Here is a 24,527-nt window from a genome sequence, read left to right as displayed (position 1 = left end):
GTCCTCATCCTGTGGATGTACGTGTGCCCCTCTTGCGGACGAATCCCCACAACGCCTTCTGCACCAGGAGAGTGACGACCCCCGCGATGACCATGCCGGCCAGATTGACCCCGAGTTGCAGGAACGAGCCGCTCACCTCGTGCCAATGCCGCAGGGCCACCGCCACGGCGATGTTCCCGGCGGCGGGCACCGTCGTGACGGAGATGAAGGCTCCCACCAGCGCCGAGGACTTGTCCGCGGTGAGGGACAGCACTCCGGCCGCGCCCGCGAGGATCGCGACGATGAACGACCAGCGATCGGGTTTGTAGACGAAGCCGGTCAGCGGCCGGCTACTGGGCAGTTCGTCGAGTTGGATCACGCCGATCCATTTGCTCACGAGCGCGCACACGAACGTGATCACCATCGCGATGAGGAACCCGACGGCGAGCGTGCGCGCGGCGGCGCCGATGCGCCGTGCGTCGGCGACGAGGATGCCGTACGAGATGGCGGCCACGGTGCCGAACTCCGGCCCGAGCACCATCGCGCCGACGATCAGGATGGGCGAGTCGATGAGCGCCGCGATGGCCGCGAGTTGCATGGACAACGCGAGGAACGCCACGAACGACCAGGTCAGCCGGGCGTCCTCCGCCGTGCGCCGGTCGAGCTCCTCCCAGACCACCGCGTCGGTTCCGTGCCCGGGCGCCTCGCGCTCCGCGGTCTCGGCCGCATCGGACAGGGAGAGGTCCACGCGTTCCATCGCGATCGAACCGTCGCGGTCGATGCCGAGGCGCTGGAGCTCTTCGATGATCTCGTTCGCCGCCTCGCGGGCGACGTCGGCCATCACCACGTCGCCTTCCGGCTGCCGGGCGGCACCCGGCAGGACGACCATGTTGGTGACCCCGTGATGGCCTGCCAGCAGCTCACAGACCAGGTCGGTCCGGCCGCCGGGCACGATCACACGCAGATGAAGCACGGTGCCATCGTGCCGTACGCGGGAACCCTGACCCCGGCGCATCGGGCGAATGATCCAGTTGTGTGCGACATTGCGGGCATGAAACTACAAAGCGGCGGTAATTGGAGGCGTCGTGGCCGAGCCGGCGTGGCGGTGGCGGCCGTCGTCGCCCTGTCGGTGGGCTGCAGCGTCGAGGCGACGAGCCCACAGCAGAGCTCCAAGGCCCCCAAGGCCCCAAGCGGACGCAGTGCCGGACAGGCACAGAAGCGGCTCGACGATCTGCGCGTGGCCGGGCCGGGCAGCATGAGCGGGTACGAACGCGAGCGGTTCGGCCAGCGGTGGAAGGACACCGACCACAACGGATGCGACCAGCGCAACGACGTGCTCGCCCGCGATCTCGACGGGATCGAGAGGCGCGGCCGGTGCGTGGTGGTCGCCGGACGGCTCGACGACCCCTACACCGGCAAGAACATCACCTTCAGCAAGTCGCGGGCCACCGAGGTGCAGATCGACCACATCTACCCCCTCGGACTCGCCTGGCGGATGGGCGCCGACGGCTGGGCCGCCGACAAGCGGGAGAAGTTCGCCAACGACACCGGGAACCTGCTCGCGGTGTGGGGCCGGCCGAACCAGCAGAAGAGCGACTCCGGGCCGGGCGAGTGGAAGCCGCAGAAGTCCTACCAGTGCACGTACGCGATCAAGTTCGTCGCGGTGGCCGCGGAGTACGACCTGCCGGTGACCCGGGCCGACCACACCGCATTGGAGGACTTCCTCACCCGCTGCTGAGGTGACCCGGTGATGCACCCCATGGCTACAATCGTCGGCCATGAGCGCCGAGCCTGAGCAGACCCCTGACGAAGCAGCCGGGATCGACGAGACGCCGGACGCGAAGCCGCCCCGGGTACGGACGAAGCGGGCGACGGTCGCGCGCGCCACCGGAGCAGCCGCCACCGGCGCCAAGGCCACCGGCATGACCGGTCTGGGCTCGCTCGCCCTTGGCTCCATGGCCCTCGGTGCGCTCGCGATCGGCGCGGTGGCCATCGGCCGGCTCGCCATCAAGCGGGCGGTCATCGGCCACCTTCAGGCCGGTACGGTCGAGATCAAGCACCTGAAGGTCGGTCGGTTCGAGGTCGACTCCGACTGATCGCCGATGGGCCGCCAGGACGCGCCGCGCGGATCAGAGGACGCGGCGCGGTCGGCGAGCACGCCGCGCGGGGTCAGAGGACGCGGCGCACCGTGTCGGCGAGCCGCTCGGCGAGAGCCTGTGCCTGGTCCTCACTCGCCGCCTCGACCATGACCCGCACCATGGGCTCGGTGCCGCTCGGCCGGATCAGGACCCGGCCGCCGTCGCCGAGCTCGGCCTGGGCCGCCGAGACCGCTTCGGTGAGTTCGGTCGCGCTCTGGAGCCGGGCCTTGTCCACGCCGCGCACGTTGACGAGCACCTGCGGCAGCCGAGTCATGATCTTGGCCAGCTCGTCCAGCGGCCGGTTCCTGCGGGCCATCGCCGACAGCAGGTGCATGCCGGTCAGCACACCGTCGCCGGTCGTGCCGTGCCGCAGCATGATCACATGGCCGGACTGCTCGCCGCCGAACACGTAGCCGCCGTCCTTCATCGCTTCGAGGACATAGCGGTCTCCGACCGCCGTCTCCACGACCTTCACCCCGGCATCTCGCATGGCCAGCTTGAAGCCGAGGTTGGACATGACCGTCGCGACGATGGTGTCGCCCGGCAGTTGTCCGGCCTCGCGCAGCTCCAGCCCGAGGATCGCCATGATCTGATCGCCGTCCACCGTCTCGCCCGAGGCGGTCACGGCCAGGCAGCGGTCGGCGTCGCCGTCATGGGCGATTCCGGCGTCCGCGCCGTGCTCGATGACGGCCGCCCGCAGCGCGTCGAGATGGGTCGAGCCGCAGCCGGAGTTGATGTTGAGCCCGTCCGGGGCAGCGCCGATCGTCACGACCTCCGCGCCGGCGCGGCGCAGCACCTCCGGCGCCACCGTGGACGCGGCGCCGTTCGCGCAGTCGACCACGACGCGAAGCCCCTCCAGCGAACCGGTCAGCGTGGAGAGCAGGTGCGCGATGTACTGCTCGGCGGCGCCCTCCGCGTCGCGGACCCGGCCCACATCGGCCCCGGTCGGCGGGTCCCACGGCTCGTCCAGATGGGCCTCGATGGCGCTCTCGATCTCGTCGGCGAGCTTGTAGCCGCTGCGGTCGAAGAACTTGATGCCGTTGTCCGGGGCCGGGTTGTGCGAGGCCGACAGCATGACGCCGAGATCGGCGTTGAGCTGGTGCGTCAGATAGGCCACGGCGGGCGTCGGCAGCACACCGAGCCTCAGCACGTCGACGCCGGCACCGGCCAGGCCCGCGACGACGGCGGCTTCGAGGAACTCCCCCGAGGCGCGCGGGTCGCGGCCCACGACCGCCACGGGCCGGTGGCCCTTGAAGACACCGGCCTCGCCGAGAACTCGGGCCGCGGCGACGGACAGGTCCATCGCCAGCCGTCCCGTGAGATCCCGGTTGGCGACACCGCGGACACCGTCGGTTCCGAAGAGACGACCCACCATCAACTCCAGGCGCAAAAAAGCGTCGGGCCGCCACGCGTTCGCGGGCGGCCCGACACAGACGAGTTAGCGCTTGCTGTACTGCGGAGCCTTACGGGCCTTCTTGAGGCCGGCCTTCTTACGTTCCTTGGCCCGCGGGTCACGGGTGAGGAACCCGGCCTTCTTGAGCGCGGGCCGGTGGTCGGGCTCGGCGAGCTGCAGCGACCGGGCGATGCCCAGCCGCAGCGCGCCGGCCTGACCGGTCACCCCGCCACCGTGGACGCGGGCGATGACGTCGAACTGTCCCTCGGCGCCCAGCGTCACGAACGGCTCGTTGACGATCTGCTGGTGCACCTTGTTCGGGAAGTACTGGTCGAGCGTGCGACCGTTGATCGTCCAGTTGCCGGAGCCCGGGACGATCCGGACGCGCGCGATGGCCTGCTTGCGGCGGCCGGTCGCGCCGGCCGGACCGACGGCCAGGACGGGCGCCGGCTCCTCGGCCTGGCTCTGCGGGGTCTCGCTGGTGTACTCCGAGGGTGTCTCCTCGGCGAGCGCTTCTGCTTCGGCGCCGTCGACAGGCGTCTCGATACCGGTGGACTCGGCCACGATTCTCCTAAGTTCCTTTGGGTTGGCCCGCTGCGATCCTGGGCCGCCCCTGGCGGCCGTCACCGATCCTCGGACGACTACTGGTCGATCTGGGTGATCTCGAAGGGCACCGGCTGCTGCGCCTTGTGCGGGTGCTCGGGGCCGGCATAGACCTTGACCTTGCCGAACATCTTCCGGCCGAGCGAGTTCTTGGGGAGCATGCCCTTGATGGCCTTCTCCACCGCGCGCTCCGGGTGCTTGTCCAGCAGGTCCCCGTAAGCGATCGAGCGGAGACCGCCGGGGTAGCCCGAGTGGCGGTAGGCGCGCTTCTGCTCCCGCTTGTTGCCGGAGAGCGCCACCTTGCCCGCGTTCACGATGATGACGAAGTCACCCGTGTCGAGATGCGGTGCGTAGATCGGCTTGTGCTTTCCCCGAAGCAGGATCGCGACCTGACTGGCGAGGCGACCCAGCACGACATCGGTCGCGTCGATGACGTGCCACTGACGCTGCACATCAGCGGGCTTAGGGGTGTACGTGCGCACGGTCGTAAGCCTTCGTTTCTTGTCGACTTCTCAGCGGGATCCTGGTCACGCCGGCTCGGAACATGTCCGACCTGACGGCCTGGGGTAGCCGGGGCCCTGTGGGCACACCGACACATACAACGAACAGGCAGGATACCCAGCCGGACGGGCATGGGTCAAAGCAAGTCGTTGGTGACGGGCTTCCAGCCACCCTCAAGTATGCCCTACGCGAAGCGGTGAATCGACCATCCCCGGCCGATCGAGGCTGCCGAATCAATACGGATAGCCGTACTTTGGGCGATATGCAGGTATAGAGTGCGGTGCGGTCAGCTTCACCCCCGGGAGGGCCCCCTGTCCAGGAACCGCACGGCAGTGTCCGCACTGGCCCTAGCCGCCCTGGCGATGAGTGCCGGTTTCGCCGCGGACCGACTGTTTCTCACCGAACCCGATACGAAGCTCGTCTTCGAGGAGCACTCCACCGGCACGGCGTCGTCACAGCCCATCGACGATCAGGCGTCCGCCGACCGATCCGCCCCGGCCTCGCCCCAGGCCACCGCCGAACCCACGCCGCCGCTCAAGCGGATCCAACGGCCCGCCGCGCAGTCCCGGCGCTCTGCCACTCCCTCGAAGGCGCCGTCCCAGGGCACCGCGTCCAACTCCGGCGGCGGCGCCGAGGCGACCGTGGCGCAGTTGACCAATCGAGAGCGGTCCAAGGCCGGATGTGGCCCGCTGCGGGTCGACGCCCGTCTCCGTACGGCCGCCCGGCGGCACTCGGCGGACATGGCGGCGCGCGACTACTTCTCACATGACTCGCCGTCCGGCTCCACCTTCGTGGACCGCATCAAGGCGGCCGGTTATCTGAGCCCGGGAGCGGAGAACATCGCGAAGGGCCATCCGACCGCCGCCGCGGTCGTCGCCGGCTGGATGAAGAGCCCGGGGCACCGGGCCAACATCCTCAACTGCGATCTGCGCGCGATCGGCGTCGGGGCGCATTTCGCCGCCGGGGGCCCATGGTGGACGCAGGACTTCGGCTGGGAGTGACGCCCGTCCCGGACGCCCGGCGCGCCGGTCCCCGGCCATGTCATCGTGGCCCTGAGCCTGTGCGGACGGTGCCGTAGACGACGTCCAGACCCCCTCAAATCGACCGATAGGGTCCGTATCCATGAATTACCCGGGTAATCAAGGCCAATCCGGCAGCTGGCCACCTGAGCAGCCGCCGCGGGCGCCGTACAGCCCCGGACAACCGCGATCCGGCACGTCTCCCTACGGCCGGAGTCCATTCAACCCCCCGCCCGACGATGAGGGGCCGTTCACCCCCAGGCCCGGCGACTCCCACGGCGGCACCGACCGTCCCGAACACCAGGGTGAGTCCGACCCCCGTCAGTACGGGCCGGGTCCCTACGGGCCCGGCCCTGGTCCCAACGAGGCAGGCCCACACGAGCCGGGCCCCCACGAGCCGGGCCCCCACGAGGCAGGCCCTTACGAACCGGGCCGTCCGGGCGGCCGGCCCGGGCCCGGCCGCGGTGCGCACGCGCATCCGGGCGAGCCCGGCCGTCGCGGGCCCACGCCGCCTGGCCGCCGCGGCAACCTGCCGCTGATCGCCGGCGGCGCCGTCGTGGCCGGCATCGTGCTCATCGGCGGCGGCATCGGCATCTCGAACGTGCTCGAGGACGATCCGGCGCCCACGTCGGCCAAGTCGCAGGCCTCCCCGCGATCGTCCACCAGTCCGAAGGCCGCCTCGCCCACGCCCCGCATCGGGGGGCTCGGCAACAGCCGGACCACTGATCCCAGACCGCTGACCCTGAACGAGATCTTCCAGCGCCGCACGTTCAAGGTCGGCGCGAACCGGTACACGATGACGGCCCGGCGTGCCGACCGCAATTGCGCCAGGACCGTGAACGGTGCCAGGCTCGTGACGGCATTGCGGCGCGGATACTGCAACCAGGTGATGCGGGCCACGTTCGCCTCGTCGGACGGCAAGTTGATCGGCACGGTCGGCGTGGCCAACCTGCGCACCGCGACCGCCGCCAGGGCCGCCAGCCGCGTCTGGAGCGCCAAGGACGCCTGGGTGCAACCGGTCCCCGGTCCTGGGATCACCAGGACGATCGGGAAGGGCACCGCGCTCGGAACCTTCCAGTTCAAGGGTCACTATCTGCTGATGACCTGGGTTCAGCAGCCCAGCGGCAAGGACATCCCCTCGAGCCGGCACCGGGTGATCTCCAAGTTCGGCCAGGACGTGATGCTGGGCAGCGGCCTGTTCGAAGCACTTAACTACCGCGGAAACGTGGGCAAGCCCCTCCAAAAGTAACCACTACGAATACGCTGATTGCCTATGTCTGGTCGTGAAGAGCCGTCCGAGCCCGTCGCGGTGCCGGAAGCAGAGAGTGAGGCGGCATCGCCGTCTCAGATCCCCGCCGCCCCGCCGAGCTTCGGTAACGCCGGTATCCCGCAGCCCCCGTCGGGGGCCCCCGAGGACTCCGGGTCACCACAGGCCTCCGCCACGGCCCATCTGGACGGGCCGAAGGCGCCGTGGTGGGAGTCGGCCCCCGTGGTCGACGAGGCCGTGGTCGACGAGACCGTGGTCGACGAGGCCGTGGCCGATGAGCCCGTGGCCGACGACGCCGAGGACGCAGCGGTCGAAGGTTCCGAAGACCCGCGGGGCATGACCGAGCCGCGGCCCGCGCCGATCATGCCGCCCTCACCGGGCACGCTGGTGGCCGGGCCCGGGGTGCCCGCCTTCGACACCAGGGGCGCACTGCCCGCCGGACCGATGTACCGGCCGGACACCGGTTCTCCGGATTTCTACGACACCGAACCCGATGGCATCCCGATCATGGAGCAGGCCGAGCCGGCCGCCGGGCCGGGCGAGTTGTTCGGAGGGCCCCCGTCGGGCGTCGCCACGTCCGCGGGCATGGCCCCACCGCCTGAGGCGTCACCCGTCTTCGACCTGGTCGAGCCCGTCGAGCCCCCCGCCGAAGAGACAGCCGAACCCCCGCACCAAGCGACGGCCGGAGCGGCGGCCCGACCGCCGGACGACTTCGCCGCCCGTCTCCGGGACGCCGGATCACGCCCCGCCCGCAATGGAGCCGCCACGGTCAGCACCATGCCGACCATGGCACCGCAGGGCGCGCTCTCACCGCCTCCCGGCGTCGTGACGGCGCCCGCCTACCAGACCGAGGGCCTGGGGCCGCACCCGATGGGCTCGCCACCGGCCCCGCCCGCGCCGGACGCGGGCGTCCGCCGCAGATTGCTGGTCATCGGAGGCGGGGTGGCCACCGTCATCGTGTTCTCCGCCGCCGTCATCGGGATCAAGATGACGAGCGGCCCGGCCGAGCGCGCCGCGGCCCCCTCCACTCCTCTCGTCCGGTCGTCCGCACCGTCGCAGGCGCCGTCGGCCCAGGCCACCCCGAGACCGAGCAGGACCGGGCCCGCGTCCAGCATCGACAGCGAACGGACCGACCGGCGTCCGCTGTCGCTCACCGAGGTGTTCCCGACCAGCACGATCATGCTGGGCTCCCGTGCGTACAAGCAGGACAAGACCTCGGTCAACCACCAGTGCGGGCTGGCCGCGCGCGGCGCGATGGTCACGGCGCTGGAACGCGGCCGGTGCCGCAGTGTGGTGCGCGCGACGTATGTCAACGGCAGGAAGTACGCCGTCACGACAGGCGTCGCGGTCATGCCCACCCGCGCCGCGGCACTGACCGCGAACAGGGCCGGCGATCCCAGCCGGTACGAATGGTTCCGCGGCATGCGCGGTAAGGTCGCGACGAAGATCGATCAGGCCGGTGGCTACGCGTCGAGCACCGTACGAGGCCGCTACATCATCTACTCCTACGCGCAGTACGTGGACGGCACCCGGCCCCAGGCCGCGGATCAGGTGCTGAGGGCCCTGACCCGCCAGTTCATCGCCTACGCCGTGCGCCCCATCGACCGGCGCGCCCGATAGCCGGGCCGCGTCCTAGGGCGCGGCCGCCGAGGCCTCGCCGGGCGGCGGGGCCGGCGCGGAGGCGTTGAGGGTCCGTACCCGCCGGGTCTCCTGGGCCCGCAGACCCAGTGCCTCATCGCCCGGATAGCGGATCTCCTCGAGCGAGAGCCCATGCGCCGGGGCCACGTTGACGGCGGAATCGCGGACGCGCGCGGCCAGCACCTCGGCCGGCCACCCCACCTCCCGGCGGCCGTCTCCGACCGCCAGCAGGGCTCCCACGAGGGCCCGCACCATCGAATGGCAGAAGGCGTCGGCCTCGACGGTGGCGACCGCGACGCGCTCGCGCTCGCGCGCCCACTCGTACCGCAGGAGTCGCCGGATCGTGGTCGCGCCCTCGCGGCGACGGCAGAAGGCCGCGAAATCGTGTTCACCGAGCAACAGCGCCGTCGCTGCGTTCATCCGATCCACGTTCAGCGGGCGCGGGTGCCACACCATGTCATGACGGCGCAGGGGTTCGACACCGACGGGGTCGTCACAGACCCGGTAGACGTACCGGCGGGCCAGCGCGGAGAACCGCGCGTCGAACCCCTCGGGGGCCACGGCCACCCGCCAGACCCGGACATCGGGCGGGAGAAGGCCCGCCAGCCGGCGCGGCATGGTGCCGTTGATCTGGGCGTACGGGGCTGCGGGAACGACGACGTGCGCGACCTGACCGCGCGCGTGCACTCCGGCGTCGGTCCGGCCCGCCACGGTGAGCACCGGCGGCGGATCCAGCCGGAGCAGCCTGGCGAGGGCGTCCTCGATGACGCCCTGAACGGTCCTCTGCCCGGGCTGACGAGCCCAACCTGCGAATTCCGACCCGTCGTACCCGATATCGAGTCGGAGTCGTACAAGAGCGGTCATATCAGTCGGGGCTCGCTTATCCGACACCGGTGCCTCTCAACCGATGGTCGCCTGTGATCGCCGGGATCGTGCCGCGGCACCGCTCCCCTGAAACTTTCTGCTCCCCGAGTCCTGACCATGGGATAAGTCTTTCAAAGATCGAGCCCGCCGTCCCGTTTCAGGGGCGGCGGGCTCGGTCGCGTCGGGCAAAGAGCGTTACTTGTCGCCCTCTGACTTGCCCTCGGACTTGCCGCCTTCGGTCTCCTCGGTCGCGGCCTCTTCGATCGCGGCCTCGTCGGCCGGCGCCGTCTTCACGTCGGCCTCGTCCTTGGCCTCGGTCTCGTCCTCGGCCGCGGGCGCGGCCTTGGCGGTCGGCACCGGAGACGTCTTGGCGGTCGGCGCCGCCGAAGCGCCGGGCAGTGACTCCTCGACGAGCTCGATCACGGCCATCGGGGCGTTGTCGCCCTTGCGCGGACCGACCTTCGTGATCCGGGTGTAGCCACCGTTCCGGTTCTCGAACCGCGGGCCGATCTCGGCGAAGAGGGTGTGGACGACGTCCTTGTCACGGATCACCGTCAGCACCTGACGCCGGGCGGCGATGTCGCCGCGCCGCGCCTTAGTGATCAACTTCTCCGCCAGCGGGCGCAGCCGCCGGGCCTTGGCCTCGGTGGTCTTGATGCGACCGTGCTCGAACAGCGACGTGGCGAGGTTCGCCAGAATGAGCCGCTCGTGCGACGGGCTTCCACCGAGACGTGCACCCTTGGTGGGCTTCGGCATGGCTTGGTTTCTCCTGTTCCACCTGCACCGGCCGTATCAGGTACCGATGTCAGTCCGGCGGCGCCGGGAGTGGCGCCGCCGATGGCTGATTGCTTAGTACTGCTCGGTCTCGGCGTAGCTCTGGTCGTCGTCGCCGTAGTTGTCCGCCGCCGCGCTCGGGTCGAACCCGGGCGGGGAGTCCTTGAGCGACAGCCCCATCTCGATCAGCTTCTGCTTGACCTCTTCGATGGACTTGGCCCCGAAGTTCCTGATGTCGAGCAGATCCTGCTCGCTGCGGGCGACCAGCTCACCGACGGAGTGGATGCCCTCACGCTTGAGGCAGTTGTACGACCGGACCGTGAGGTTGAGCTCCTCGATGGGCAGCGCCAGGTCCGCCGCGAGCGCGGCGTCCGTCGGCGACGGGCCCATGTCGATGCCCTCGGCCTCGACGTTGAGCTCACGGGCCAGGCCGAAGAGCTCGACCAGCGTCTTGCCGGCGCTGGCCACCGCGTCGCGCGGCAGCATCGACGCCTTGGTCTCGACGTCCAGGATCAGACGGTCGAAGTCGGTGCGCTGCTCGACTCGGGTCGCCTCGACCTTGTAGGTGACCTTCAGCACGGGCGAGTAGATCGAGTCGATCGGCACCCGGCCGATCTCCTGGCCCGGCTGCTTGTTCTGCGCGGCGGAGACGTAGCCGCGGCCACGCTCGACGGTGAGCTCCATCTCCAGCTTCGCCTTGTTGTTCAGCGTGGCGATGTGGAGGTCGGGGTTGTGCACCTCGACGCCCGCCGGCGGCGCGATGTCGGCCGCGGTGACCACACCGGGGCCCTGCTTGCGCAGGTACATCACGACCGGCTCGTCGTGCTCGGAGGAGACGACGAGTTCCTTGAGGTTCAAGATGACGTCGGTGACGTCCTCCTTGACCCCCGGGACGGTGGAGAACTCGTGCAGGACACCTTCGATCCGGATGCTGGTGACGGCCGCACCGGGGATCGAGGAGAGCAGGGTACGACGCAGCGAGTTGCCGATCGTGTAGCCGAAGCCCGGCTCCAGCGGCTCGATGGTGAACCGCGACCGGAACTCGTCGACCTGCTCTTCAGTGAGAGTGGGACGCTGAGCGATGAGCATGGCTGATCCTTCCCGCGGCGCCCGCTATTTGACTGCCGCGTGTCTTCTTCCCTCCGACGTTACGCTGCCGGAGGGATTCCCGCTGGGCCCGGGCGGTGGCAGGGCCACCGCCCGGGGAGAGCCATTACTTCGAGTAGTACTCGACGATGAGCTGCTCCTGGACCGGCGAGTCGATCTGCTGCCGGACCGGAAGCGCGTGCACGAGGATGTGCATCTTGTCGGCGATGACCTCGAGCCAGGCCGGGACCGGACGCTCGCCGACCTCGGCACGGGCCACCGCGAACGGGGTGTCCTCGAGCGACTTCTGCCGCACCTCGACGATGTCCCGCTCGCTCACCAGGAACGAGGGGATGTCGACCTTCTTGCCGTTCACCAGGAAGTGGCCGTGGCGGATCAGCTGCCGGGCCATGTCACGGCTCTTGGCGAAGCCCGCGCGGTAGACCACGTTGTCGAGGCGCCGCTCGAGCAGGCTGAGCAGGTTCTCGCCCGTCCGGCCCTGTCGGCGGTTGGCCTCTTTGTAGTAGTTGCTGAACTGCTTCTCCAGCACCCCGTAGATGCGGCGGGCCTTCTGCTTCTCCCGCAGCTGGACGAGGTACTCGGTCTCCTTGGGACGACCGCGGCCGTGCTCACCCGGCGGGTAGGGCCGGATCTCGATCGGGCACTTGGGCCCTTCGCACTTGCTGCCCTTGAGGAACAGCTTCATCTTCTCGCGACGGCACAGCTTGCAGTCGGCGCCGGTGTATCGAGCCATTTCTCCGTTACCTCTCAGACCCGGCGGCGCTTCGGCGGCCGGCAACCGTTGTGCGGCACAGGCGTGACGTCCTGGATCGAGCCCACCTCGAGGCCGGTCGCCTGGAGCGACCGGATGGCGGTCTCGCGGCCCGAACCCGGGCCCTTCACGAAGACGTCCACCTTGCGCATGCCGTGCTCCATGGCGCGGCGGGCACAGGACTCCGCCGCCTGCTGCGCGGCGAACGGCGTCGACTTACGCGAGCCCTTGAAGCCCACGTGGCCGGAGGAGGCCCAAGAGATCACGTTTCCCATGGGGTCGGTGATCGTGACGATCGTGTTGTTGAACGTGCTCTTGATGTGGGCGTGCCCGTGAGCGACGTTCTTCTTTTCCTTGCGGCGCACCTTTTTGGCGCCGACTCGGCTCTTCGGAGGCATCTGCTCTCTTTACTCCTGAGGTCATCGGTCCCTGCGAGGGCCGCGACGTGCGGGCCCCGGAGGGCTACTTCTTGCCGACCTTCTTCTTGCCGGCCACGGTCTTCTTCTTGCCCTTGCGGGTACGAGCGTTGGTCTGCGTGCGCTGACCGTGCACGGGAAGACCACGACGGTGCCGGATGCCCTGGTAGCAACCGATCTCGATCTTGCGTCGGATATCGGCCTGGATCTCTCGGCGGAGGTCACCCTCGACCTTGTAGTTCGTCTCGATCCAGTCGCGCAGCTGCACCAGCTCGTCATCGCCGAGCTGGTGCACCCGCAGGTCACCGCTGATGCCGGTTTCCTTCAGGGTCTCCAGCGCGCGCGTGCGGCCGACGCCGTAGATGTAGGTGAGAGCGACCTCAAGGCGCTTGTCGCGCGGGAGGTCGACGCCAACGAGGCGTGCCATCGTCGGGCAGTTCCCTTCATGTCGCGGAGGTCTGACGCTTCGCCACCCCGCCCCTGCCCGGGCGTGGCCCCGGCCTCCGACCGGGGGTCCCTCTCTCACAACTGTGCCGTACGGCTCCTACCGGATGCCCGGCTGGAACGTACGGCGCGGCCGCGCGAGAGCTGCGAAGCGTGTCTTCACTTGTACGGCGGTCCGATGACGGACCTTTCGCGTCGTGCCGGACCGTCGGCCCGGCGGGGCGCTAGCCCTGACGCTGCTTGTGCCGCGGGTCCGAGCAGATGACCATGACTCGGCCGTGGCGACGGATCACCCGGCACTTCTGGCAGATCTTCTTGACACTCGGCTTGACCTTCACTGGAGTCTCCTCACGTGCAGGGGAAACCCCCGCAAACACCCCCGCGAACGGGGGCCAGGGTCGTCTCCGGCTCGCCGGGAGTCGGAGAAGGCAACCCCAGTAGGTTTACTTGTAGCGGTAGACGATCCGGCCACGCGTAAGGTCGTAGGGGCTCAGCTCCACGACGACACGGTCGTCCGGCAGGATCCGGATGTAGTGCATCCGCATCTTGCCGCTGATGTGGGCGAGGACCTTGTGCCCGTTGTCCAGTTGCACCCGGAACATCGCGTTCGGGAGCGACTCGACGACGACGCCTTCGATCTCAATGGCCCCTTCTTTCTTGGCCATGTCCTCCGCGTTTCGCTGGTCGGCTCATCTGGGGATCGGTCCGCGGAAGGCAAGCCCTCCGCCACGCCCCTCGAACAAGGGGCACACGCGATCACTCGCGTCTGACGAGGCCCCTGGGCACGCGCGAACACGCAAGCATGGGCATCGAAAGTGGACCGACAAAAGAGTGTACGTCACCCGGTCGGTGAATGCGAAATTGTCGCACATCCGGGCGGTGATCACCACCCGGCCTGTCGTGGGCGCGTCACCGGTTCCCCAGGTCGTACGCTGGTTGCAGGTTTCCAACAGGGTGTCCACACGAGGAGGATCGGCATGCCGGGTTACGACTTCGAGCTGATCCTCAGCCGGCCGCTGTTCGAGCCGGAGCTGGATCCGCTCTTCCAGCGAACCCAAGGCTATGTCACCGTCGGCTTCGTCCGTGACCCCGACCAGGCCGAGCACACCGGCCAGGCCGGATGCTCGTGGGAGGCCGGTTCGCTGGCCGCGGCGGTCATGGAGGTCATCGGCCATATCGAGGCCAGCGCCCCAGGTCTTCGCGCGCTGCGGGTCGAGGCCGATCCGCTGCTGTCGATGCGCGAGATCGCCGAGCGCGTCGGCCGCACGATCGAGTCGGTCCGGCTGTCGATCAAGGGGGCGCGCGGCCCCGGCAAGTTCCCGGCGTCCGAGACCACGACGCCGCGGCACCGCCTGTGGCGGTGGTCCCAGGTCGCCGCGTGGTACGGGATCGACGACCCGCAGATCCGTGAGGCCGGCCCGACCTCGCGGGCCATCAACGGCTGGCTCGCGCTTCGCGAGATCGTCCCGCAGGTGGCGCCGGAGCCCCGCACGGTGGTGTCCGCGCTGGCGACGGCGGTGCGCGCCAGCGCGTGACCCGAGGCGCTACCGCGCGGTCAGCCTCTGGGGTGCCTGGAGCCGAAGACGGCCCCGGCGAGGATGACCGCTCCCCAGGGACCGGCGACCCAGATCCACCAGGGGAACAGCAGGCTGCCGGTGGCGATGCAGCTGATCAGCCAGACCGTGAAGGTGATCAGGTTGACCGTGGCGTAGACGGCCAGGGGGCCACGCGGCCCGGGGCGATCCAGCGCGCCCGGACTGCGACGGGCGGGCGCCATGCTGGCCTTGCGCGTGGCCGGCACCGGGAGCTCGTAGAGGTCGGTTTCGGGCAGGTCGGCGGTGACGTCCTGCAGCGCCCCCACGGTCTTGGCGGCATAGACGGCCTCGAGTCGCTCGTGCAGCTCGCCCATGCTGATCCGGCCCTGGGCACAGTGCTCGCGCAGCGCCTCGGCGACCTTGTCGCGGTCGGCATCGGACGCCCGCATCTCCGGATTGGGCGGCATCCGTCATCCCTCCACGCGGTTCACATTCTCACGGCACAGACACCTCGGGCCCTCGAACTCCTCATCCGGTAGGACGCACGCCGCCGTCGAGGAGTTCCGCGATGCGGCCACGCCCGCCGTCCAGCGCCGTCAGCACCCACGGGCCGTCGTCGGTCACGGCGAAGGTGTGCTCGAAGTGGGCGGAATGCCGCCCGTCCTCGGTCACCACCGTCCAGCCGTCCTCGAGCTCCCAGGTGCTGCGGGTGCCGAGATTGACCATCGGCTCCACGGCGAAGCACATCCCGGGCACCAGTTCCGGCCCCTGGCCGGGGGGCCCGTGGTTGGGGACCGCCGGATCCATGTGCATCTCGGTGCCGATGCCGTGCCCGGTGTAGCCCTCGACGACCCCGTACGAGCCCTGAGAACGGATGTAGGTCTCGATCGCATGGCTGATGTCGCTGAGCCTGGCGCCGGCCCGCCCGGCCGCCAGGCCGTGCCACAGCGACTCCTCGCAGACGTCCATCAGCCGCTGCTGCTCGGCGGTGATCTCGCCGACCGCCACGGTGACCGCGGCGTCGCCGTGCCAGCCCTCGACGATGGCGCCGCAGTCGATCGAGATGAGGTCGCCGTCGCGCAGCACCTTGGCGGTGCTGGGGATGCCGTGCACGATCTCCTCGTTCACCGAGGTGCAGATCGTGGCGGGAAAGCCGTGGTAACCCTTGAAGGACGGTGTGGCGCCCTCTGAGCGGATCGAATCCTCGGCGATGTCGTCGAGGTCGGCCGTGGTCAGTCCGGGCTTCACGGCCTCTCTCAGCCGCTCCAGAGTCCGCCCCACGACCAGGCCGGCGGCTCGCATGAGCTCGATCTGGTCCGCGCTCTTGATCTGAATGGCCGGCCTACGCCTCTTCCACACACTCCGCTCCCGGGTCACCTGGGGGGCTCACCCGGCGAAGGGACGGAGCGCAGCGAGTGCGCGCTCGGTGACCTCCTCGACCGGGCCGGTGGCATCGATGCCGACCAGCATGCCCTCATCTGCGTAGAACGCCACGAGCGGCGCGGTCTGTTCCTGGTAGACCTCCAGCCGGTGCCGGATGGTCTCTTCCTTGTCGTCGTCGCGCTGGAACAGCTGACCGCCGCAGTCGTCGCAGATGTCGTCGCGCTTGTCGTCGAACATCACGTGCCAGATGTGCCCGCACTGGCTGCAGGTCCGACGGCCGGAGAGCCGCCGGACGACCTCGTCCTCGTCGACGACGAGTTCGAGCACGAGATCGAGCCGGGCGTCCCACTCGCTGAGGATCTTCTTGAGCGTCTCGGCCTGCGGGACGTTGCGCGGGAACCCGTCCAGGAGGAAGCCCTCTCTGGCGTCATCCTCGGCCAGCCGGTCGCGCACCATCGCGATCGTGACCTCGTCGGGCACGAGATCACCGCGGTCCATGTACGCCTTGGCCTGCTGTCCGAGCTCCGTGCCGCCGCTCACGTTGGCACGGAAGATGTCACCTGTCGAGATCTTCGGGATGGACAGGTGAGATGCGATGAACTGGGCCTGCGTCCCCTTGCCCGCTCCGGGGGGACCCACGAGCACGATTCGCACTACCGAAGGAAGCCCTCGTAATTGCGCTGCTGAAGTTGGCTCTCGATCTGCTTCACGGTATCCAGCCCGACGCCGACGATGATGAGGATGCTCGTCCCGCCGAACGCGAAGTCCTGCGTCGTCTTCAGCAGCGAGAAGGCGATCATCGGGATAAGCGCGACCAGCCCCAGGTACAGCGCACCGGGCGTCGTGATCCGCGTCAGCACGTAGTCGAGGTACTCGGCGGTCGGCCGGCCCGGACGGATGCCCGGGATGAACCCACCATACTTCTTCATGTTGTCGGCGATCTCGGTGGGGTTGAAGGTGATCGCCACGTAAAAGTACGTGAAGAACACGATCAGACCGAAGAACGCCGCCATGTGCCACGGGTTGCTCTGCGCCAGGTAGGGCGCCAGCGTCTGGTTGAGGAACTTGTTGTCCCGCCAGAGCGTCGACGCGAGCTGCGGCAGGTAGGTGAGCGACGAAGCGAAGATCACCGGGATGATGCCGGCCTGGTTGACCTTGAGCGGGATGTAGGTCGAGGTCCCGCCGTACATCCGGCGGCCGACCATCCGCTTGGCGTACTGCACCGGAATCCGGCGCTGAGCCTGCTCGACGAAGACCACGGCCGCCATGATCGCGAGGCCGACGACCAACACGAGCGTGAAGATGAAGCCGCCCTTGGACTTGAAGATGCCCCAGAATTGGGCGGGGAAGACGGCGACGACCTGCGTGAAAATGAGGATCGACATTCCATTGCCGATCCCGCGGTCGGTGATGAGCTCACCCAGCCACATGATCACCGAAGTGCCGGCGGTCATCACGACCACCATGGTGATAATGGTGAAAAGGTCATTGTTGTACAGCACATCCTGGCCGGACGTCTGGTACAGCTGCCCGGTGCGGGCCATCGCCACGATGCCCGTCGCCTGCAGGATGGCCAGCCCGATCGTCAGGTACCGGGTGTACTGCGTGATCTTGGTGGTGCCCGCCTGACCTTCCTTCTTCAGCGTCTCGAGCCGCGGGATGACCACGACGAGCAGCTGAAGGATGATGCTGGCGGTGATGTACGGCATGATGCCGAGCGCGAAGACCGAGAGCTTCAGCAGCGCACCGCCGCTGAAGAGGTCGACCAGTTGGAAGACCTGCCCCGAACCGCCTTGTTTGGCCTGATCTGTCAGAGCCTTTACTGCACTGGTGTTCACACCGGGTGTCGGCAGCTGTGAACCCAGCCGGAACACCACGATGATGAACAACGTGAACAGTATCTTCTTGCGCAGGTCAGGCGTACGGAATGCCCGAGTGAACGCGGTCAGCACCATTCCTCCTGCGCGAATCCCGACCTGGGACTTCTGAGGGGCCAGGGTAGACGATTTGAGGCGGTGGCCGAGATGGTCGCCGCCCGTCGAACTCTAACAGCACCCACGGGGGGAAGGGTCCCCCCGTGGGCGCCACCGCGGTTCACAGTTCGTCTGCGGAACCACCGGCGGCGACGATCTTCTCCTTGGCGGACGCGGAGAAGGCATGCACCTTCACCTGCACCGCCACGGAGATGTCGCCCGAACCGAGAATCTTGACCGGACGGCCGCGGCGCACCGCACCCTTGTCCGCCAGGTCCTCGGCTGTGGCCTCTCCACCCTCGGGGTAGAGCTCGGCCAACCTGCTGAGGTTGACGACCTGATACTCGACCCGGAACGGGTTCTTGAAGCCCTTGAGCTTCGGAATCCGCCGGATCAGCGGCATCTGGCCGCCTTCGAAACCGGCCGGTACGGTGCCACGGGCCTTCGTGCCCTTGGTACCGCGTCCCGCCGTCTTGCCCTTCGACGCCTCACCACGGCCCTTGCGCGTCTTGGACCTGTTGGCCCCGGGCGCCGGGCGGAGGTGATGCACCTTGAGAGGCGAGCTGTCGCTCATCTCAGTCGACCTCCTCGACGGTGACCAGGTGGTCGACCGTCCGGATCATGCCGAGCACCTCTGGCCGGTCCTCGCGGACGACACTCTGGCCGATCCGCTTGAGGCCGAGGGTGCGCAGCGTCTCGCGCTGGTTCTGCTTACCACCGATGTCCGACTTGACCTGCGTGATCTTCAGCTGGGTCATGTCGCGACCTCCGACCGCGGCTCGGAGCCGGCCGCGCGTGCGCGCAGCATGGCCGCGGGCGCGACGTCCTCGATCGGCAGGCCGCGCTTGGCCGCGATCTCCTCGGGCCGGTTGAGCTGCTTCAGCGCCGCCACCGTCGCGTGGACGATGTTGATCGCGTTCGACGAGCCCAGCGACTTCGACAGGACATCGTGAATGCCCGCGCACTCCAGGACGGCGCGCACCGGGCCACCCGCGATGACACCGGTACCGGGGCTGGCCGGCTTGAGCAGGACCACGCCCGCCGCCTCCTCACCCTGGCTGGTGTGCGGGATGGTGCCCTGGATGCGCGGCACCTTGAAGAAGTGCTTCTTGGCCTCTTCGACGCCCTTGGCGATCGCCGCGGGCACCTCCTTGGCCTTGCCGTATCCGACGCCGACGGTGCCGTTGCCGTCACCGACGACGACGAGGGCGGTGAAGCTGAAGCGCCGACCACCCTTGACGACCTTGGCGACACGGTTGATCGCTACGACGCGCTCGGTGTACGACGTTCCCTTGTCGGCGCCACCGCGGCGGTCGTCGCGACGGTCGCGACGGTCGCCGCCCTGGCCGCCTCCACGCCTGGGAGCTGCCATCAGTGGCTCCTCTCGTTCGTTTTCCGGACCATTGTTCGCGATCCTCGGACCAGAGCCATCAGAACTCCAGCCCGGTCTCCCGCGCGCCGTCCGCGAGGGCGGCGATGCGGCCGTGGTACTTGTTGCCCGCGCGGTCGAAGACCACCGCGCTCACGCCGGCGTCCTTGGCGCGCTGCGCCAGGAGCTCGCCGACCTTGCGCGACTTGGCGGTCTTGTCGCCGTCGCCGGAGCGCAGCCCGGCCTCCATCGTCGACGCGGACGCCAGAGTGCGGCCCGCGACGTCGTCGATGACCTGCGCGAACACGTGACGGCTCGATCGGGTCACGACCAGCCGCGGCCGCGCGGCGGTGCCGACGACCTTCTTGCGGACCCGCAGGTGCCGGCGCGTACGAGAAGCAGCGCGTGCGCTCGTGCCCTTCCGGACCAGGGTCTTGCTGCCAGCCATGACTACTTACCAGCCTTTCCGACCTTGCGGCGGATCTGCTCACCTTGGTAACGCACGCCCTTGCCCTTGTACGGGTCCGGCTTGCGCAGCTTGCGAATGTTGGCCGCGACCTCGCCGACCTTCTGCTTGTCGATGCCCTCGACCGAGAAGACCGTCGGCCTTTCGACCTTGAAGTTGATGCCCTCGGGGGCCTCGACCGTGACCGGGTGGCTGTAACCGAGAGAGAACTCCAGGTTGTTTCCCTTGGCCTGGACCCGGTAACCGACTCCGACGATCTCCAGGGTCTTCGTGTAGCCCTGGGTCACCCCGACGATCATGTTGTAGATCAACGACCGGGTGAGGCCGTGCAGCGCTCGGATGGTGTTCTCGTCGTTCGGCCGGGCCACCGTTACGGTGCCGTCTTCGAGCTTCACCTCGATCGGCTCGGCGACCGTGTGCGAGAGCTCGCCCTTCGGCCCCTTCACCGTGACCGCTCGCCCGTCGATCTTGACCTCGACACCACCGGGAACGGAGATGGGCAGACGTCCGATTCGTGACATGTTCTGGACCCTCCCCTCACCAGACGTAGGCGAGGACTTCCCCGCCCACGCCGCGCTTGCCGGCCTGCTTGTCGGTCATCAGGCCGGACGACGTCGAGATGATCGCGACGCCGAGACCGCCCAGGACCTTCGGCAGGTTGTCCTTCTTTGCATAAACCCGCAGACCAGGCTTCGACACCCGCTTGATCCCGGCGATCGAACGCTCCCGGGTCGGGCCGAACTTCAGGTCGATCACGAGCTTCTTGCCGACCTCTGCATCCTCAACATGCCAGCCGGAGATGTAACCCTCCTGCTGAAGGATCTCGGCGATGTGCGCCTTGATCTTCGAATACGGCATTCCCACGATGTCGTGGTAGGCCGAGTTCGCGTTACGCAGACGGGTCAGCATGTCCGCGATCGGGTCGGTCATCGTCATGGTCTACTGCTCCCTCGCCGCGGTTTCCGCACATGGCGGACCTTCGACGTGGCCGGCGCCGCCGTGGCGGCGCGTTGGTCATTTCTTACCCTGGCCGTCGACCCGGCCCCGTGATCCGAGGCCGTGCGGGGGGAACTCCCCCCGCCGGTCACCAGCTCGACTTCGTGATGCCGGGCAGTTCGCCGCGGTGCGCCATCTCCCGGAAGCAGATCCGGCACAGGCCGAACTTGCGGAAGACGGCGCGCGGGCGACCGCAGCGCGAGCACCGAGTGTAGGTGCGCACGCCGAACTTGGGCTTGCGCCCCGCCTTGGCGATCAGCGACTTCTTCGCCATCAGTTCTCCTTGAAGGGAAAGCCCAGGAGCTTCAGGAGCGCCCGGCCCTCATCATCGGTCGTCGCGGTGTTGACCACCGTGATGTCCATGCCGCGCTGCCGATCCGTCTTGTCGGGATCGACCTCGTGGAACATCACCTGCTCGGTCAGCCCGAACGTGTAGTTGCCACGGCCGTCGAACTGCTTCGGCGACAGACCGCGGAAGTCACGGATCCGCGGCAGCGCGAGCGACAGCAGCCGGTCGAGGAACTCCCACATCCGGTCACCGCGCAGCGTCACGTGGGCGCCGATCGGCATGCCCTCGCGCAGCTTGAACTGGGCGATCGACTTCTTCGCCCGGTTCACGGCCGGCTTCTGGCCGGTGATCACGGTCAGGTCGCGGACGGCACCCTCGATGAGCTTGGCGTCGCGAGCCGCCTCGCCGACCCCCATGTTGACCACGATCTTGGTCAGCCCGGGGATCTGCATGACGTTGGCGTAGCCGAACTGCTCCTGCATCGCCTTCGCGACCTCGTCGCGGTAGCGCTGCTTGAGCCTGGGCACCGCCCTGCTCTGCTCGACGGTCTCAACACTGGTATCGGTCATCAGATTTCCTTGCCGCTACGGCGCGAGACGCGAACCTTCGTGCCGTCCTCGTTCACCTGGTAGCCGACCCGGGTGCGCTTACCACCCTCGACCAGCATCACATTGCTGATGTGGAGCGGCGCCTCCTTGGTGATGATGCCGCCCTGCTTGGCGCCGCGCGCACCCTGGTGGTCCACCTTGGTGTTCTTCTTCATGAGGTTGACGCCCTCGACGATGACGCGCTGCGTGTCGGGGTTGACCGAAATGACCTTCCCCGTCGCGCCCTTGTCCTTACCGGCGATGACGACGACCTCGTCGCCCTTCTTGATCTTCATCTTCATCACAGCACCTCCGGCGCGAGCGAGATGATGCGCATGAACTTCTTCTCCCGAAGCTCCCGGCCCACCGGGCCGAAGATGCGCGTACCGCGTGGGTCCCCGCCGTCCCTGATGAGCACAGCCGCGTTCTCGTCGAAGCGGATGTAGGAGCCATCGGCACGGCGGCGTTCCTTGCGGGTGCGCACGATGACGGCCTTGACGACGTCACCCTTCTTCACGCCGGCGCCGGGAAGGGCGTCCTTCACGGTCGCGACGATGATGTCGCCGATTCCCGCGTAGCGCCGACCCGACCCGCCGAGAACGCGGATGCAAAGAATCTCCTTCGCACCCGTGTTGTCGGCGACCTTGAGTCGCGACTCCTGCTGGATCACGTCTAACTCCTGTGTGTCACGCCGGTTCTCTTGCGAGCCTGGCGGTTCTACCCCTGTACGGAGACCTGGGCCCCCGTGGAGGGGGGAGTGCGGGACGGCGTGGCCGCTGATGCGACCGTCCCTCCCGCAGGTCCAGTTACTTGGCCTTCTCGAGGATCTCCACGACGCGCCAGCGCTTGGTGGCCGACAGCGGACGGGTCTCCATGAGGCGGACCCGGTCGCCGACGCCACATGCGTTGGCCTCATCGTGCGCCTTGTACCTCGTAGTACGGCGAATGATCTTGCCGTACAGCGCGTGCTTCACCCGGTCCTCGACGGCGACGACGACGGTCTTGTCCATCTTGTCGCCGACCACGATGCCCTCGCGGACCTTGCGGTTACCACGGACCTCGGTCGTCTGCTCAGTCATCCTTCTCGTCCTCCACGGGCTCTTCGGCGACCGTGACGATCCCGAGCTCCCGCTCCCGCATCACGGTGTAGATGCGGGCGATCTCGCGCTTCACGGCACGGAGCCGCCCATGGCTCTCCAGCTGACCGGTGGCCGCCTGGAAGCGGAGGTTGAACAGCTCCTCCTTGGCTTCCTTCAGCTTGGTGACCAGCTCGTCGCCGGGCTCGATCCGCAGCTCTTCGGCGGTAAGACCCTTGGCCATCAGGACTCACCCACCTCTCGCTTGACGAATTTGCATTTCATGGGCAGTTTGTGCATCGCGCGACGCAGGGCCTCTCGGGCCAGCGGCTCGGGAACTCCGGCCAGCTCGAACATCACCCGGCCGGGCTTCACGTTGGCGACCCACCACTCGGGCGAGCCCTTACCGGAACCCATGCGGGTCTCGGCCGGCTTCTTGGTCAGCGGACGGTCCGGGAAGATGTTGATCCAGACCTTTCCGCCACGGCGAATGTGCCGCGTCATCGCGATACGTGCGGCCTCGATCTGCCGGTTGGTCACGTAGGACCCTTCGACAGCCTGGATGCCGAACTCGCCGAAGGTCACCTTCGTACCGCCCTTGGCCATACCGCGACGCCTGGGGTGGTGCTGCTTACGGTGCTTGACCTTGCGAGGGATCAGCATTGGTCAATCAGCTCCCCTCACCTGTCGCAGCCGGCGTGGCGGTCGCGGCCGACTCGGCCGCCCCGGTGGCCTGCTGCTCTGAACTCTGCTTGCCGGCGCCACCGCGGTCGCCACGCTCGCCACGACGGCCGCCGCCACCACCGCCACCGCCACGACGCGGCGGACGGTCGCCGCCGCCGCCACGACCACGCCGGTCGCCGCCGGTGCCGGCACCGGCGCGCTGCGCCGCCGCCTTGGCCTCACGCTCGGCGCGGGTCTGCGGGGCCTCGCCCTTGTAGATCCACACCTTCACGCCGATCCGGCCGAACGTCGTACGGGCCTCGTAGAAGCCGTAGTCGATGTCGGCGCGCAGCGTGTGCAGCGGCACCTGGCCCTCGCGGTAGAACTCCGACCGCGACATCTCGGCGCCGCCGAGACGGCCGCCGCACTGGACCTTGATGCCCTTGGCGCCGCTCTTCATCGCGCTCTGGATCGCCTTGCGCATCGCCCGGCGGAACGCGACCCGGCTGGACAGCTGCTCGGCCACGCCCTGCGCGACGAGCTGCGCGTCGATCTCGGGGTTCTTCACCTCGAGGATGTTCAGCTGGACCTGCTTGCCGGTCAGCTTCTCAAGGTCACCACGGATCCGGTCAGCCTCCGCGCCCCGACGGCCGATGACGATGCCCGGCCGGGCGGTGTGGATGTCGACACGGACACGGTCACGGGTGCGCTCGATCTCCACCTTGGAGATGCCCGCACGGTCCATGCCCTTTTGGAGCATCCGGCGGATCGCGACGTCTTCCTTGACGTAGTCCTTGTAGAGCTTGTCGGCGTACCACCGGCTCTTGAAGTCGGTGGTGATGCCCAACCGGAACCCGTGCGGGTTGACTTTCTGTCCCACTAGCGGGTCCTCCTCGTCTTATTGGCGGTGCCCCTACGGGGCGCGGCGCCGGCACTCTCGGGCCGCGACTCGACGATCACGGTGATATGGCTGGTGCGCTTGTTCACCCGGTACGCCCGGCCCTGTGCACGCGGCCGGAATCGCTTGAGGGTGGGACCCTCGTCGACCCAGGCCCGGCTGACGACGAGCGTGTCGGCGTCGAGTTTGTTGTTGTGCTCGGCGTTGGCGATGGCGCTCGCCAGCACCTTGCCCACCGGCTCACTAGCAGCCTGGGGGGCGAACCGCAGCACCGCCTGAGCCTCCGCGGCCGGCAGGCCGCGGATGAGGTCCACCACGCGGCGGGCCTTCCTGGGCGTGACGCGGATGAACCGCGCCTGGGCCCTGGCTTCCATCGCTGTTCCCTCTCTCTAGCTCAG

General features: G+C 68.5%; 37 protein-coding genes. 6 read left to right on the top strand and 31 right to left on the bottom strand.

Going from position 1 to position 24,527, the window contains the following annotated elements; translation table 11 throughout:
* Window positions 1-4: 4 nt before the first annotated feature.
* Entirely contained in the window at window positions 5-952 is a 948-nt protein-coding gene (locus HKK72_RS11740) for a DUF389 domain-containing protein (RefSeq protein ID WP_187234338.1), read from the bottom strand.
* Window positions 953-1,030: 78 nt separating this feature from the next.
* Here HKK72_RS11740 and HKK72_RS11735 point away from each other — a divergent pair, with 78 nt between their 5' ends.
* Together HKK72_RS11735 and HKK72_RS11730 are read left to right on the top strand one after the other, a co-directional pair.
* Entirely contained in the window at window positions 1,031-1,717 is a 687-nt protein-coding gene (locus HKK72_RS11735) for an HNH endonuclease family protein (protein ID WP_187234337.1), read from the top strand.
* A gap of 40 nt (window positions 1,718-1,757) precedes the next feature.
* The gene (locus tag HKK72_RS11730; RefSeq protein ID WP_222720593.1) at window positions 1,758-2,075 is read left to right on the top strand and encodes a hypothetical protein; all 318 of its coding nucleotides are present in this window, start codon (window positions 1,758-1,760) and stop codon (window positions 2,073-2,075) included.
* Window positions 2,076-2,148: 73 nt separating this feature from the next.
* On the opposite strand, the gene glmM is transcribed toward HKK72_RS11730, so the two are convergent.
* From glmM to rplM, 3 genes are all read right to left on the bottom strand, one after another.
* Window positions 2,149-3,492, bottom strand: coding sequence for a phosphoglucosamine mutase (glmM, locus tag HKK72_RS11725; protein WP_222720592.1), 1,344 nt, complete (start codon window positions 3,490-3,492; stop codon window positions 2,149-2,151).
* 63 nt (window positions 3,493-3,555) lie between these two features.
* Window positions 3,556-4,074, bottom strand: coding sequence for a 30S ribosomal protein S9 (gene rpsI / locus HKK72_RS11720; protein WP_187234336.1), 519 nt, complete (start codon window positions 4,072-4,074; stop codon window positions 3,556-3,558).
* A 77-nt stretch (window positions 4,075-4,151) separates the two neighbouring features.
* Window positions 4,152-4,595: a 50S ribosomal protein L13 gene (rplM, locus tag HKK72_RS11715; protein ID WP_187234335.1), complete on the bottom strand. Its 444-nt coding sequence runs from the start codon at window positions 4,593-4,595 to the stop codon at window positions 4,152-4,154.
* Between the two features lie 381 nt (window positions 4,596-4,976).
* On the opposite strand from rplM, the gene HKK72_RS11710 reads away from it, so the two are divergent.
* From HKK72_RS11710 to HKK72_RS11700, 3 genes are all read left to right on the top strand, one after another.
* Complete coding sequence (locus tag HKK72_RS11710) at window positions 4,977-5,615, top strand: CAP domain-containing protein (protein ID WP_187234334.1); 639 nt, start codon at window positions 4,977-4,979, stop codon at window positions 5,613-5,615.
* Window positions 5,616-6,189: 574 nt separating this feature from the next.
* A complete protein-coding gene (locus HKK72_RS11705) occupies window positions 6,190-6,882 on the top strand; it encodes a hypothetical protein (protein WP_187234333.1) in 693 nt (230 codons plus the stop codon).
* A gap of 24 nt (window positions 6,883-6,906) precedes the next feature.
* A complete protein-coding gene (locus HKK72_RS11700) occupies window positions 6,907-8,520 on the top strand; it encodes a hypothetical protein (RefSeq protein WP_187234332.1) in 1,614 nt (537 codons plus the stop codon).
* 12 nt (window positions 8,521-8,532) lie between these two features.
* On the opposite strand, the gene truA is transcribed toward HKK72_RS11700, so the two are convergent.
* The 8 genes from truA to infA form a co-directional block, all read right to left on the bottom strand.
* Window positions 8,533-9,402 carry a tRNA pseudouridine(38-40) synthase TruA gene (gene truA, locus HKK72_RS11695; RefSeq protein ID WP_187234331.1) on the bottom strand — a complete coding sequence of 290 codons (870 nt, stop codon included), beginning with the start codon at window positions 9,400-9,402 and terminating at the stop codon, window positions 8,533-8,535.
* A gap of 195 nt (window positions 9,403-9,597) precedes the next feature.
* Window positions 9,598-10,158, bottom strand: coding sequence for a 50S ribosomal protein L17 (rplQ, locus tag HKK72_RS11690; RefSeq protein ID WP_187234330.1), 561 nt, complete (start codon window positions 10,156-10,158; stop codon window positions 9,598-9,600).
* 93 nt (window positions 10,159-10,251) lie between these two features.
* Complete coding sequence (locus HKK72_RS11685; RefSeq protein ID WP_187234329.1) at window positions 10,252-11,265, bottom strand: DNA-directed RNA polymerase subunit alpha; 1,014 nt, start codon at window positions 11,263-11,265, stop codon at window positions 10,252-10,254.
* Window positions 11,266-11,389: 124 nt separating this feature from the next.
* A complete protein-coding gene (gene rpsD, locus HKK72_RS11680) occupies window positions 11,390-12,016 on the bottom strand; it encodes a 30S ribosomal protein S4 (protein WP_187234328.1) in 627 nt (208 codons plus the stop codon).
* Window positions 12,017-12,030: 14 nt separating this feature from the next.
* Window positions 12,031-12,432 carry a 30S ribosomal protein S11 gene (gene rpsK, locus HKK72_RS11675; RefSeq protein WP_187234327.1) on the bottom strand — a complete coding sequence of 134 codons (402 nt, stop codon included), beginning with the start codon at window positions 12,430-12,432 and terminating at the stop codon, window positions 12,031-12,033.
* Window positions 12,433-12,496: 64 nt separating this feature from the next.
* Complete coding sequence (gene rpsM / locus HKK72_RS11670) at window positions 12,497-12,877, bottom strand: 30S ribosomal protein S13 (RefSeq protein ID WP_187234326.1); 381 nt, start codon at window positions 12,875-12,877, stop codon at window positions 12,497-12,499.
* Window positions 12,878-13,118: 241 nt separating this feature from the next.
* Window positions 13,119-13,232, bottom strand: coding sequence for a 50S ribosomal protein L36 (gene rpmJ / locus HKK72_RS11665; RefSeq protein WP_018657566.1), 114 nt, complete (start codon window positions 13,230-13,232; stop codon window positions 13,119-13,121).
* A 105-nt stretch (window positions 13,233-13,337) separates the two neighbouring features.
* A complete protein-coding gene (gene infA, locus HKK72_RS11660) occupies window positions 13,338-13,559 on the bottom strand; it encodes a translation initiation factor IF-1 (RefSeq protein WP_187234325.1) in 222 nt (73 codons plus the stop codon).
* Between the two features lie 312 nt (window positions 13,560-13,871).
* Here infA and HKK72_RS11655 point away from each other — a divergent pair, with 312 nt between their 5' ends.
* Entirely contained in the window at window positions 13,872-14,429 is a 558-nt protein-coding gene (locus HKK72_RS11655; RefSeq protein ID WP_187234324.1) for a hypothetical protein, read from the top strand.
* A gap of 20 nt (window positions 14,430-14,449) precedes the next feature.
* Here the strand turns inward: HKK72_RS11655 and HKK72_RS11650 are convergent, their stop codons facing one another.
* The 19 genes from HKK72_RS11650 to rplV form a co-directional block, all read right to left on the bottom strand.
* Window positions 14,450-14,896: a DUF1707 domain-containing protein gene (locus HKK72_RS11650; protein ID WP_261986726.1), complete on the bottom strand. Its 447-nt coding sequence runs from the start codon at window positions 14,894-14,896 to the stop codon at window positions 14,450-14,452.
* Window positions 14,897-14,957: 61 nt separating this feature from the next.
* Window positions 14,958-15,788, bottom strand: a complete 831-nt coding sequence (gene map / locus HKK72_RS11645; protein WP_187234323.1) for a type I methionyl aminopeptidase — start codon at window positions 15,786-15,788, stop codon at window positions 14,958-14,960.
* A 27-nt stretch (window positions 15,789-15,815) separates the two neighbouring features.
* A complete protein-coding gene (locus HKK72_RS11640) occupies window positions 15,816-16,466 on the bottom strand; it encodes an adenylate kinase (RefSeq protein WP_187234322.1) in 651 nt (216 codons plus the stop codon).
* Window positions 16,466-17,764 carry a preprotein translocase subunit SecY gene (secY, locus tag HKK72_RS11635; RefSeq protein ID WP_187234355.1) on the bottom strand — a complete coding sequence of 433 codons (1,299 nt, stop codon included), beginning with the start codon at window positions 17,762-17,764 and terminating at the stop codon, window positions 16,466-16,468. Before secY ends, HKK72_RS11640 begins: the two co-directional genes overlap by 1 nt.
* 142 nt (window positions 17,765-17,906) lie before the next feature.
* The gene (rplO, locus tag HKK72_RS11630; RefSeq protein WP_187234321.1) at window positions 17,907-18,359 is read right to left on the bottom strand and encodes a 50S ribosomal protein L15; all 453 of its coding nucleotides are present in this window, start codon (window positions 18,357-18,359) and stop codon (window positions 17,907-17,909) included.
* Window position 18,360: 1 nt separating this feature from the next.
* Window positions 18,361-18,543: a 50S ribosomal protein L30 gene (gene rpmD, locus HKK72_RS11625; protein ID WP_187234320.1), complete on the bottom strand. Its 183-nt coding sequence runs from the start codon at window positions 18,541-18,543 to the stop codon at window positions 18,361-18,363.
* On the bottom strand, window positions 18,540-19,157 hold the full coding sequence (gene rpsE / locus HKK72_RS11620) for a 30S ribosomal protein S5 (RefSeq protein ID WP_222720590.1): 618 nt from the start codon (window positions 19,155-19,157) through the stop codon (window positions 18,540-18,542). Before rpsE ends, rpmD begins: the two co-directional genes overlap by 4 nt.
* A gap of 58 nt (window positions 19,158-19,215) precedes the next feature.
* Complete coding sequence (rplR, locus tag HKK72_RS11615) at window positions 19,216-19,602, bottom strand: 50S ribosomal protein L18 (RefSeq protein ID WP_222720589.1); 387 nt, start codon at window positions 19,600-19,602, stop codon at window positions 19,216-19,218.
* A gap of 2 nt (window positions 19,603-19,604) precedes the next feature.
* On the bottom strand, window positions 19,605-20,141 hold the full coding sequence (rplF, locus tag HKK72_RS11610; RefSeq protein WP_187234319.1) for a 50S ribosomal protein L6: 537 nt from the start codon (window positions 20,139-20,141) through the stop codon (window positions 19,605-19,607).
* 16 nt (window positions 20,142-20,157) lie between these two features.
* Entirely contained in the window at window positions 20,158-20,556 is a 399-nt protein-coding gene (gene rpsH / locus HKK72_RS11605; RefSeq protein ID WP_187234318.1) for a 30S ribosomal protein S8, read from the bottom strand.
* A 148-nt stretch (window positions 20,557-20,704) separates the two neighbouring features.
* On the bottom strand, window positions 20,705-20,890 hold the full coding sequence (locus HKK72_RS11600) for a type Z 30S ribosomal protein S14 (protein WP_187234317.1): 186 nt from the start codon (window positions 20,888-20,890) through the stop codon (window positions 20,705-20,707).
* Window positions 20,890-21,474, bottom strand: a complete 585-nt coding sequence (gene rplE / locus HKK72_RS11595; RefSeq protein WP_222720588.1) for a 50S ribosomal protein L5 — start codon at window positions 21,472-21,474, stop codon at window positions 20,890-20,892. Before rplE ends, HKK72_RS11600 begins: the two co-directional genes overlap by 1 nt.
* On the bottom strand, window positions 21,474-21,788 hold the full coding sequence (gene rplX / locus HKK72_RS11590) for a 50S ribosomal protein L24 (RefSeq protein ID WP_187234351.1): 315 nt from the start codon (window positions 21,786-21,788) through the stop codon (window positions 21,474-21,476). Before rplX ends, rplE begins: the two co-directional genes overlap by 1 nt.
* 5 nt (window positions 21,789-21,793) lie before the next feature.
* Entirely contained in the window at window positions 21,794-22,162 is a 369-nt protein-coding gene (rplN, locus tag HKK72_RS11585; protein WP_187234316.1) for a 50S ribosomal protein L14, read from the bottom strand.
* Window positions 22,163-22,298: 136 nt separating this feature from the next.
* Entirely contained in the window at window positions 22,299-22,571 is a 273-nt protein-coding gene (gene rpsQ, locus HKK72_RS11580) for a 30S ribosomal protein S17 (RefSeq protein ID WP_187234315.1), read from the bottom strand.
* Window positions 22,564-22,812 (bottom strand): 50S ribosomal protein L29, encoded by a 249-nt coding sequence (rpmC, locus tag HKK72_RS11575; protein ID WP_187234314.1) that lies wholly within the window; start codon window positions 22,810-22,812, stop codon window positions 22,564-22,566. Before rpmC ends, rpsQ begins: the two co-directional genes overlap by 8 nt.
* Entirely contained in the window at window positions 22,812-23,231 is a 420-nt protein-coding gene (rplP, locus tag HKK72_RS11570; protein ID WP_187234313.1) for a 50S ribosomal protein L16, read from the bottom strand. Before rplP ends, rpmC begins: the two co-directional genes overlap by 1 nt.
* Before the next feature lie 7 nt (window positions 23,232-23,238).
* The gene (gene rpsC, locus HKK72_RS11565) at window positions 23,239-24,111 is read right to left on the bottom strand and encodes a 30S ribosomal protein S3 (protein WP_187234312.1); all 873 of its coding nucleotides are present in this window, start codon (window positions 24,109-24,111) and stop codon (window positions 23,239-23,241) included.
* Entirely contained in the window at window positions 24,111-24,503 is a 393-nt protein-coding gene (rplV, locus tag HKK72_RS11560; protein ID WP_187234311.1) for a 50S ribosomal protein L22, read from the bottom strand. Before rplV ends, rpsC begins: the two co-directional genes overlap by 1 nt.
* Between the last annotated feature and the right edge of the window lie 24 nt (window positions 24,504-24,527).

The sequence above is a fragment of the Actinomadura sp. HBU206391 genome, from assembly GCF_014323665.1.
In the GTDB taxonomy this organism is placed as follows: domain Bacteria; phylum Actinomycetota; class Actinomycetes; order Streptosporangiales; family Streptosporangiaceae; genus Actinomadura_C.
The sequence above is the reverse complement of the archived record's forward strand: the minus strand, read 5'-3'. Positions and strand labels throughout refer to the sequence as shown.

What these genes read in the sequence shown, in the direction of transcription:
- HKK72_RS11735 (WP_187234337.1), top strand. Translation starts at nt 1,031, where the DNA reads ATGAAACTACAAAGCGGCGGTAATTGGAGGCGTCGTGGCCGAGCCGGC.
- HKK72_RS11730 (WP_222720593.1), top strand. Translation starts at nt 1,758, where the DNA reads ATGAGCGCCGAGCCTGAGCAGACCCCTGACGAAGCAGCCGGGATCGAC.
- glmM (WP_222720592.1), bottom strand. Translation starts at nt 3,492, where the DNA reads ATGGTGGGTCGTCTCTTCGGAACCGACGGTGTCCGCGGTGTCGCCAAC.
- HKK72_RS11710 (WP_187234334.1), top strand. Translation starts at nt 4,977, where the DNA reads ATGAGTGCCGGTTTCGCCGCGGACCGACTGTTTCTCACCGAACCCGAT.
- HKK72_RS11700 (WP_187234332.1), top strand. Translation starts at nt 6,907, where the DNA reads ATGTCTGGTCGTGAAGAGCCGTCCGAGCCCGTCGCGGTGCCGGAAGCA.
- truA (WP_187234331.1), bottom strand. Translation starts at nt 9,402, where the DNA reads ATGACCGCTCTTGTACGACTCCGACTCGATATCGGGTACGACGGGTCG.
- rplQ (WP_187234330.1), bottom strand. Translation starts at nt 10,158, where the DNA reads ATGCCGAAGCCCACCAAGGGTGCACGTCTCGGTGGAAGCCCGTCGCAC.
- HKK72_RS11685 (WP_187234329.1), bottom strand. Translation starts at nt 11,265, where the DNA reads ATGCTCATCGCTCAGCGTCCCACTCTCACTGAAGAGCAGGTCGACGAG.
- rpsD (WP_187234328.1), bottom strand. Translation starts at nt 12,016, where the DNA reads ATGGCTCGATACACCGGCGCCGACTGCAAGCTGTGCCGTCGCGAGAAG.
- rpsK (WP_187234327.1), bottom strand. Translation starts at nt 12,432, where the DNA reads ATGCCTCCGAAGAGCCGAGTCGGCGCCAAAAAGGTGCGCCGCAAGGAA.
- rpsM (WP_187234326.1), bottom strand. Translation starts at nt 12,877, where the DNA reads ATGGCACGCCTCGTTGGCGTCGACCTCCCGCGCGACAAGCGCCTTGAG.
- infA (WP_187234325.1), bottom strand. Translation starts at nt 13,559, where the DNA reads ATGGCCAAGAAAGAAGGGGCCATTGAGATCGAAGGCGTCGTCGTCGAG.
- HKK72_RS11655 (WP_187234324.1), top strand. Translation starts at nt 13,872, where the DNA reads ATGCCGGGTTACGACTTCGAGCTGATCCTCAGCCGGCCGCTGTTCGAG.
- HKK72_RS11650 (WP_261986726.1), bottom strand. Translation starts at nt 14,896, where the DNA reads ATGCCGCCCAATCCGGAGATGCGGGCGTCCGATGCCGACCGCGACAAG.
- rplO (WP_187234321.1), bottom strand. Translation starts at nt 18,359, where the DNA reads ATGAGCGACAGCTCGCCTCTCAAGGTGCATCACCTCCGCCCGGCGCCC.
- rpmD (WP_187234320.1), bottom strand. Translation starts at nt 18,543, where the DNA reads ATGACCCAGCTGAAGATCACGCAGGTCAAGTCGGACATCGGTGGTAAG.
- rpsE (WP_222720590.1), bottom strand. Translation starts at nt 19,157, where the DNA reads ATGGCAGCTCCCAGGCGTGGAGGCGGCCAGGGCGGCGACCGTCGCGAC.
- rplR (WP_222720589.1), bottom strand. Translation starts at nt 19,602, where the DNA reads ATGGCTGGCAGCAAGACCCTGGTCCGGAAGGGCACGAGCGCACGCGCT.
- rplF (WP_187234319.1), bottom strand. Translation starts at nt 20,141, where the DNA reads ATGTCACGAATCGGACGTCTGCCCATCTCCGTTCCCGGTGGTGTCGAG.
- rpsH (WP_187234318.1), bottom strand. Translation starts at nt 20,556, where the DNA reads ATGACGATGACCGACCCGATCGCGGACATGCTGACCCGTCTGCGTAAC.
- HKK72_RS11600 (WP_187234317.1), bottom strand. Translation starts at nt 20,890, where the DNA reads ATGGCGAAGAAGTCGCTGATCGCCAAGGCGGGGCGCAAGCCCAAGTTC.
- rplE (WP_222720588.1), bottom strand. Translation starts at nt 21,474, where the DNA reads ATGACCGATACCAGTGTTGAGACCGTCGAGCAGAGCAGGGCGGTGCCC.
- rplX (WP_187234351.1), bottom strand. Translation starts at nt 21,788, where the DNA reads ATGAAGATCAAGAAGGGCGACGAGGTCGTCGTCATCGCCGGTAAGGAC.
- rpsQ (WP_187234315.1), bottom strand. Translation starts at nt 22,571, where the DNA reads ATGACTGAGCAGACGACCGAGGTCCGTGGTAACCGCAAGGTCCGCGAG.
- rpmC (WP_187234314.1), bottom strand. Translation starts at nt 22,812, where the DNA reads ATGGCCAAGGGTCTTACCGCCGAAGAGCTGCGGATCGAGCCCGGCGAC.
- rplP (WP_187234313.1), bottom strand. Translation starts at nt 23,231, where the DNA reads ATGCTGATCCCTCGCAAGGTCAAGCACCGTAAGCAGCACCACCCCAGG.
- rplV (WP_187234311.1), bottom strand. Translation starts at nt 24,503, where the DNA reads ATGGAAGCCAGGGCCCAGGCGCGGTTCATCCGCGTCACGCCCAGGAAG.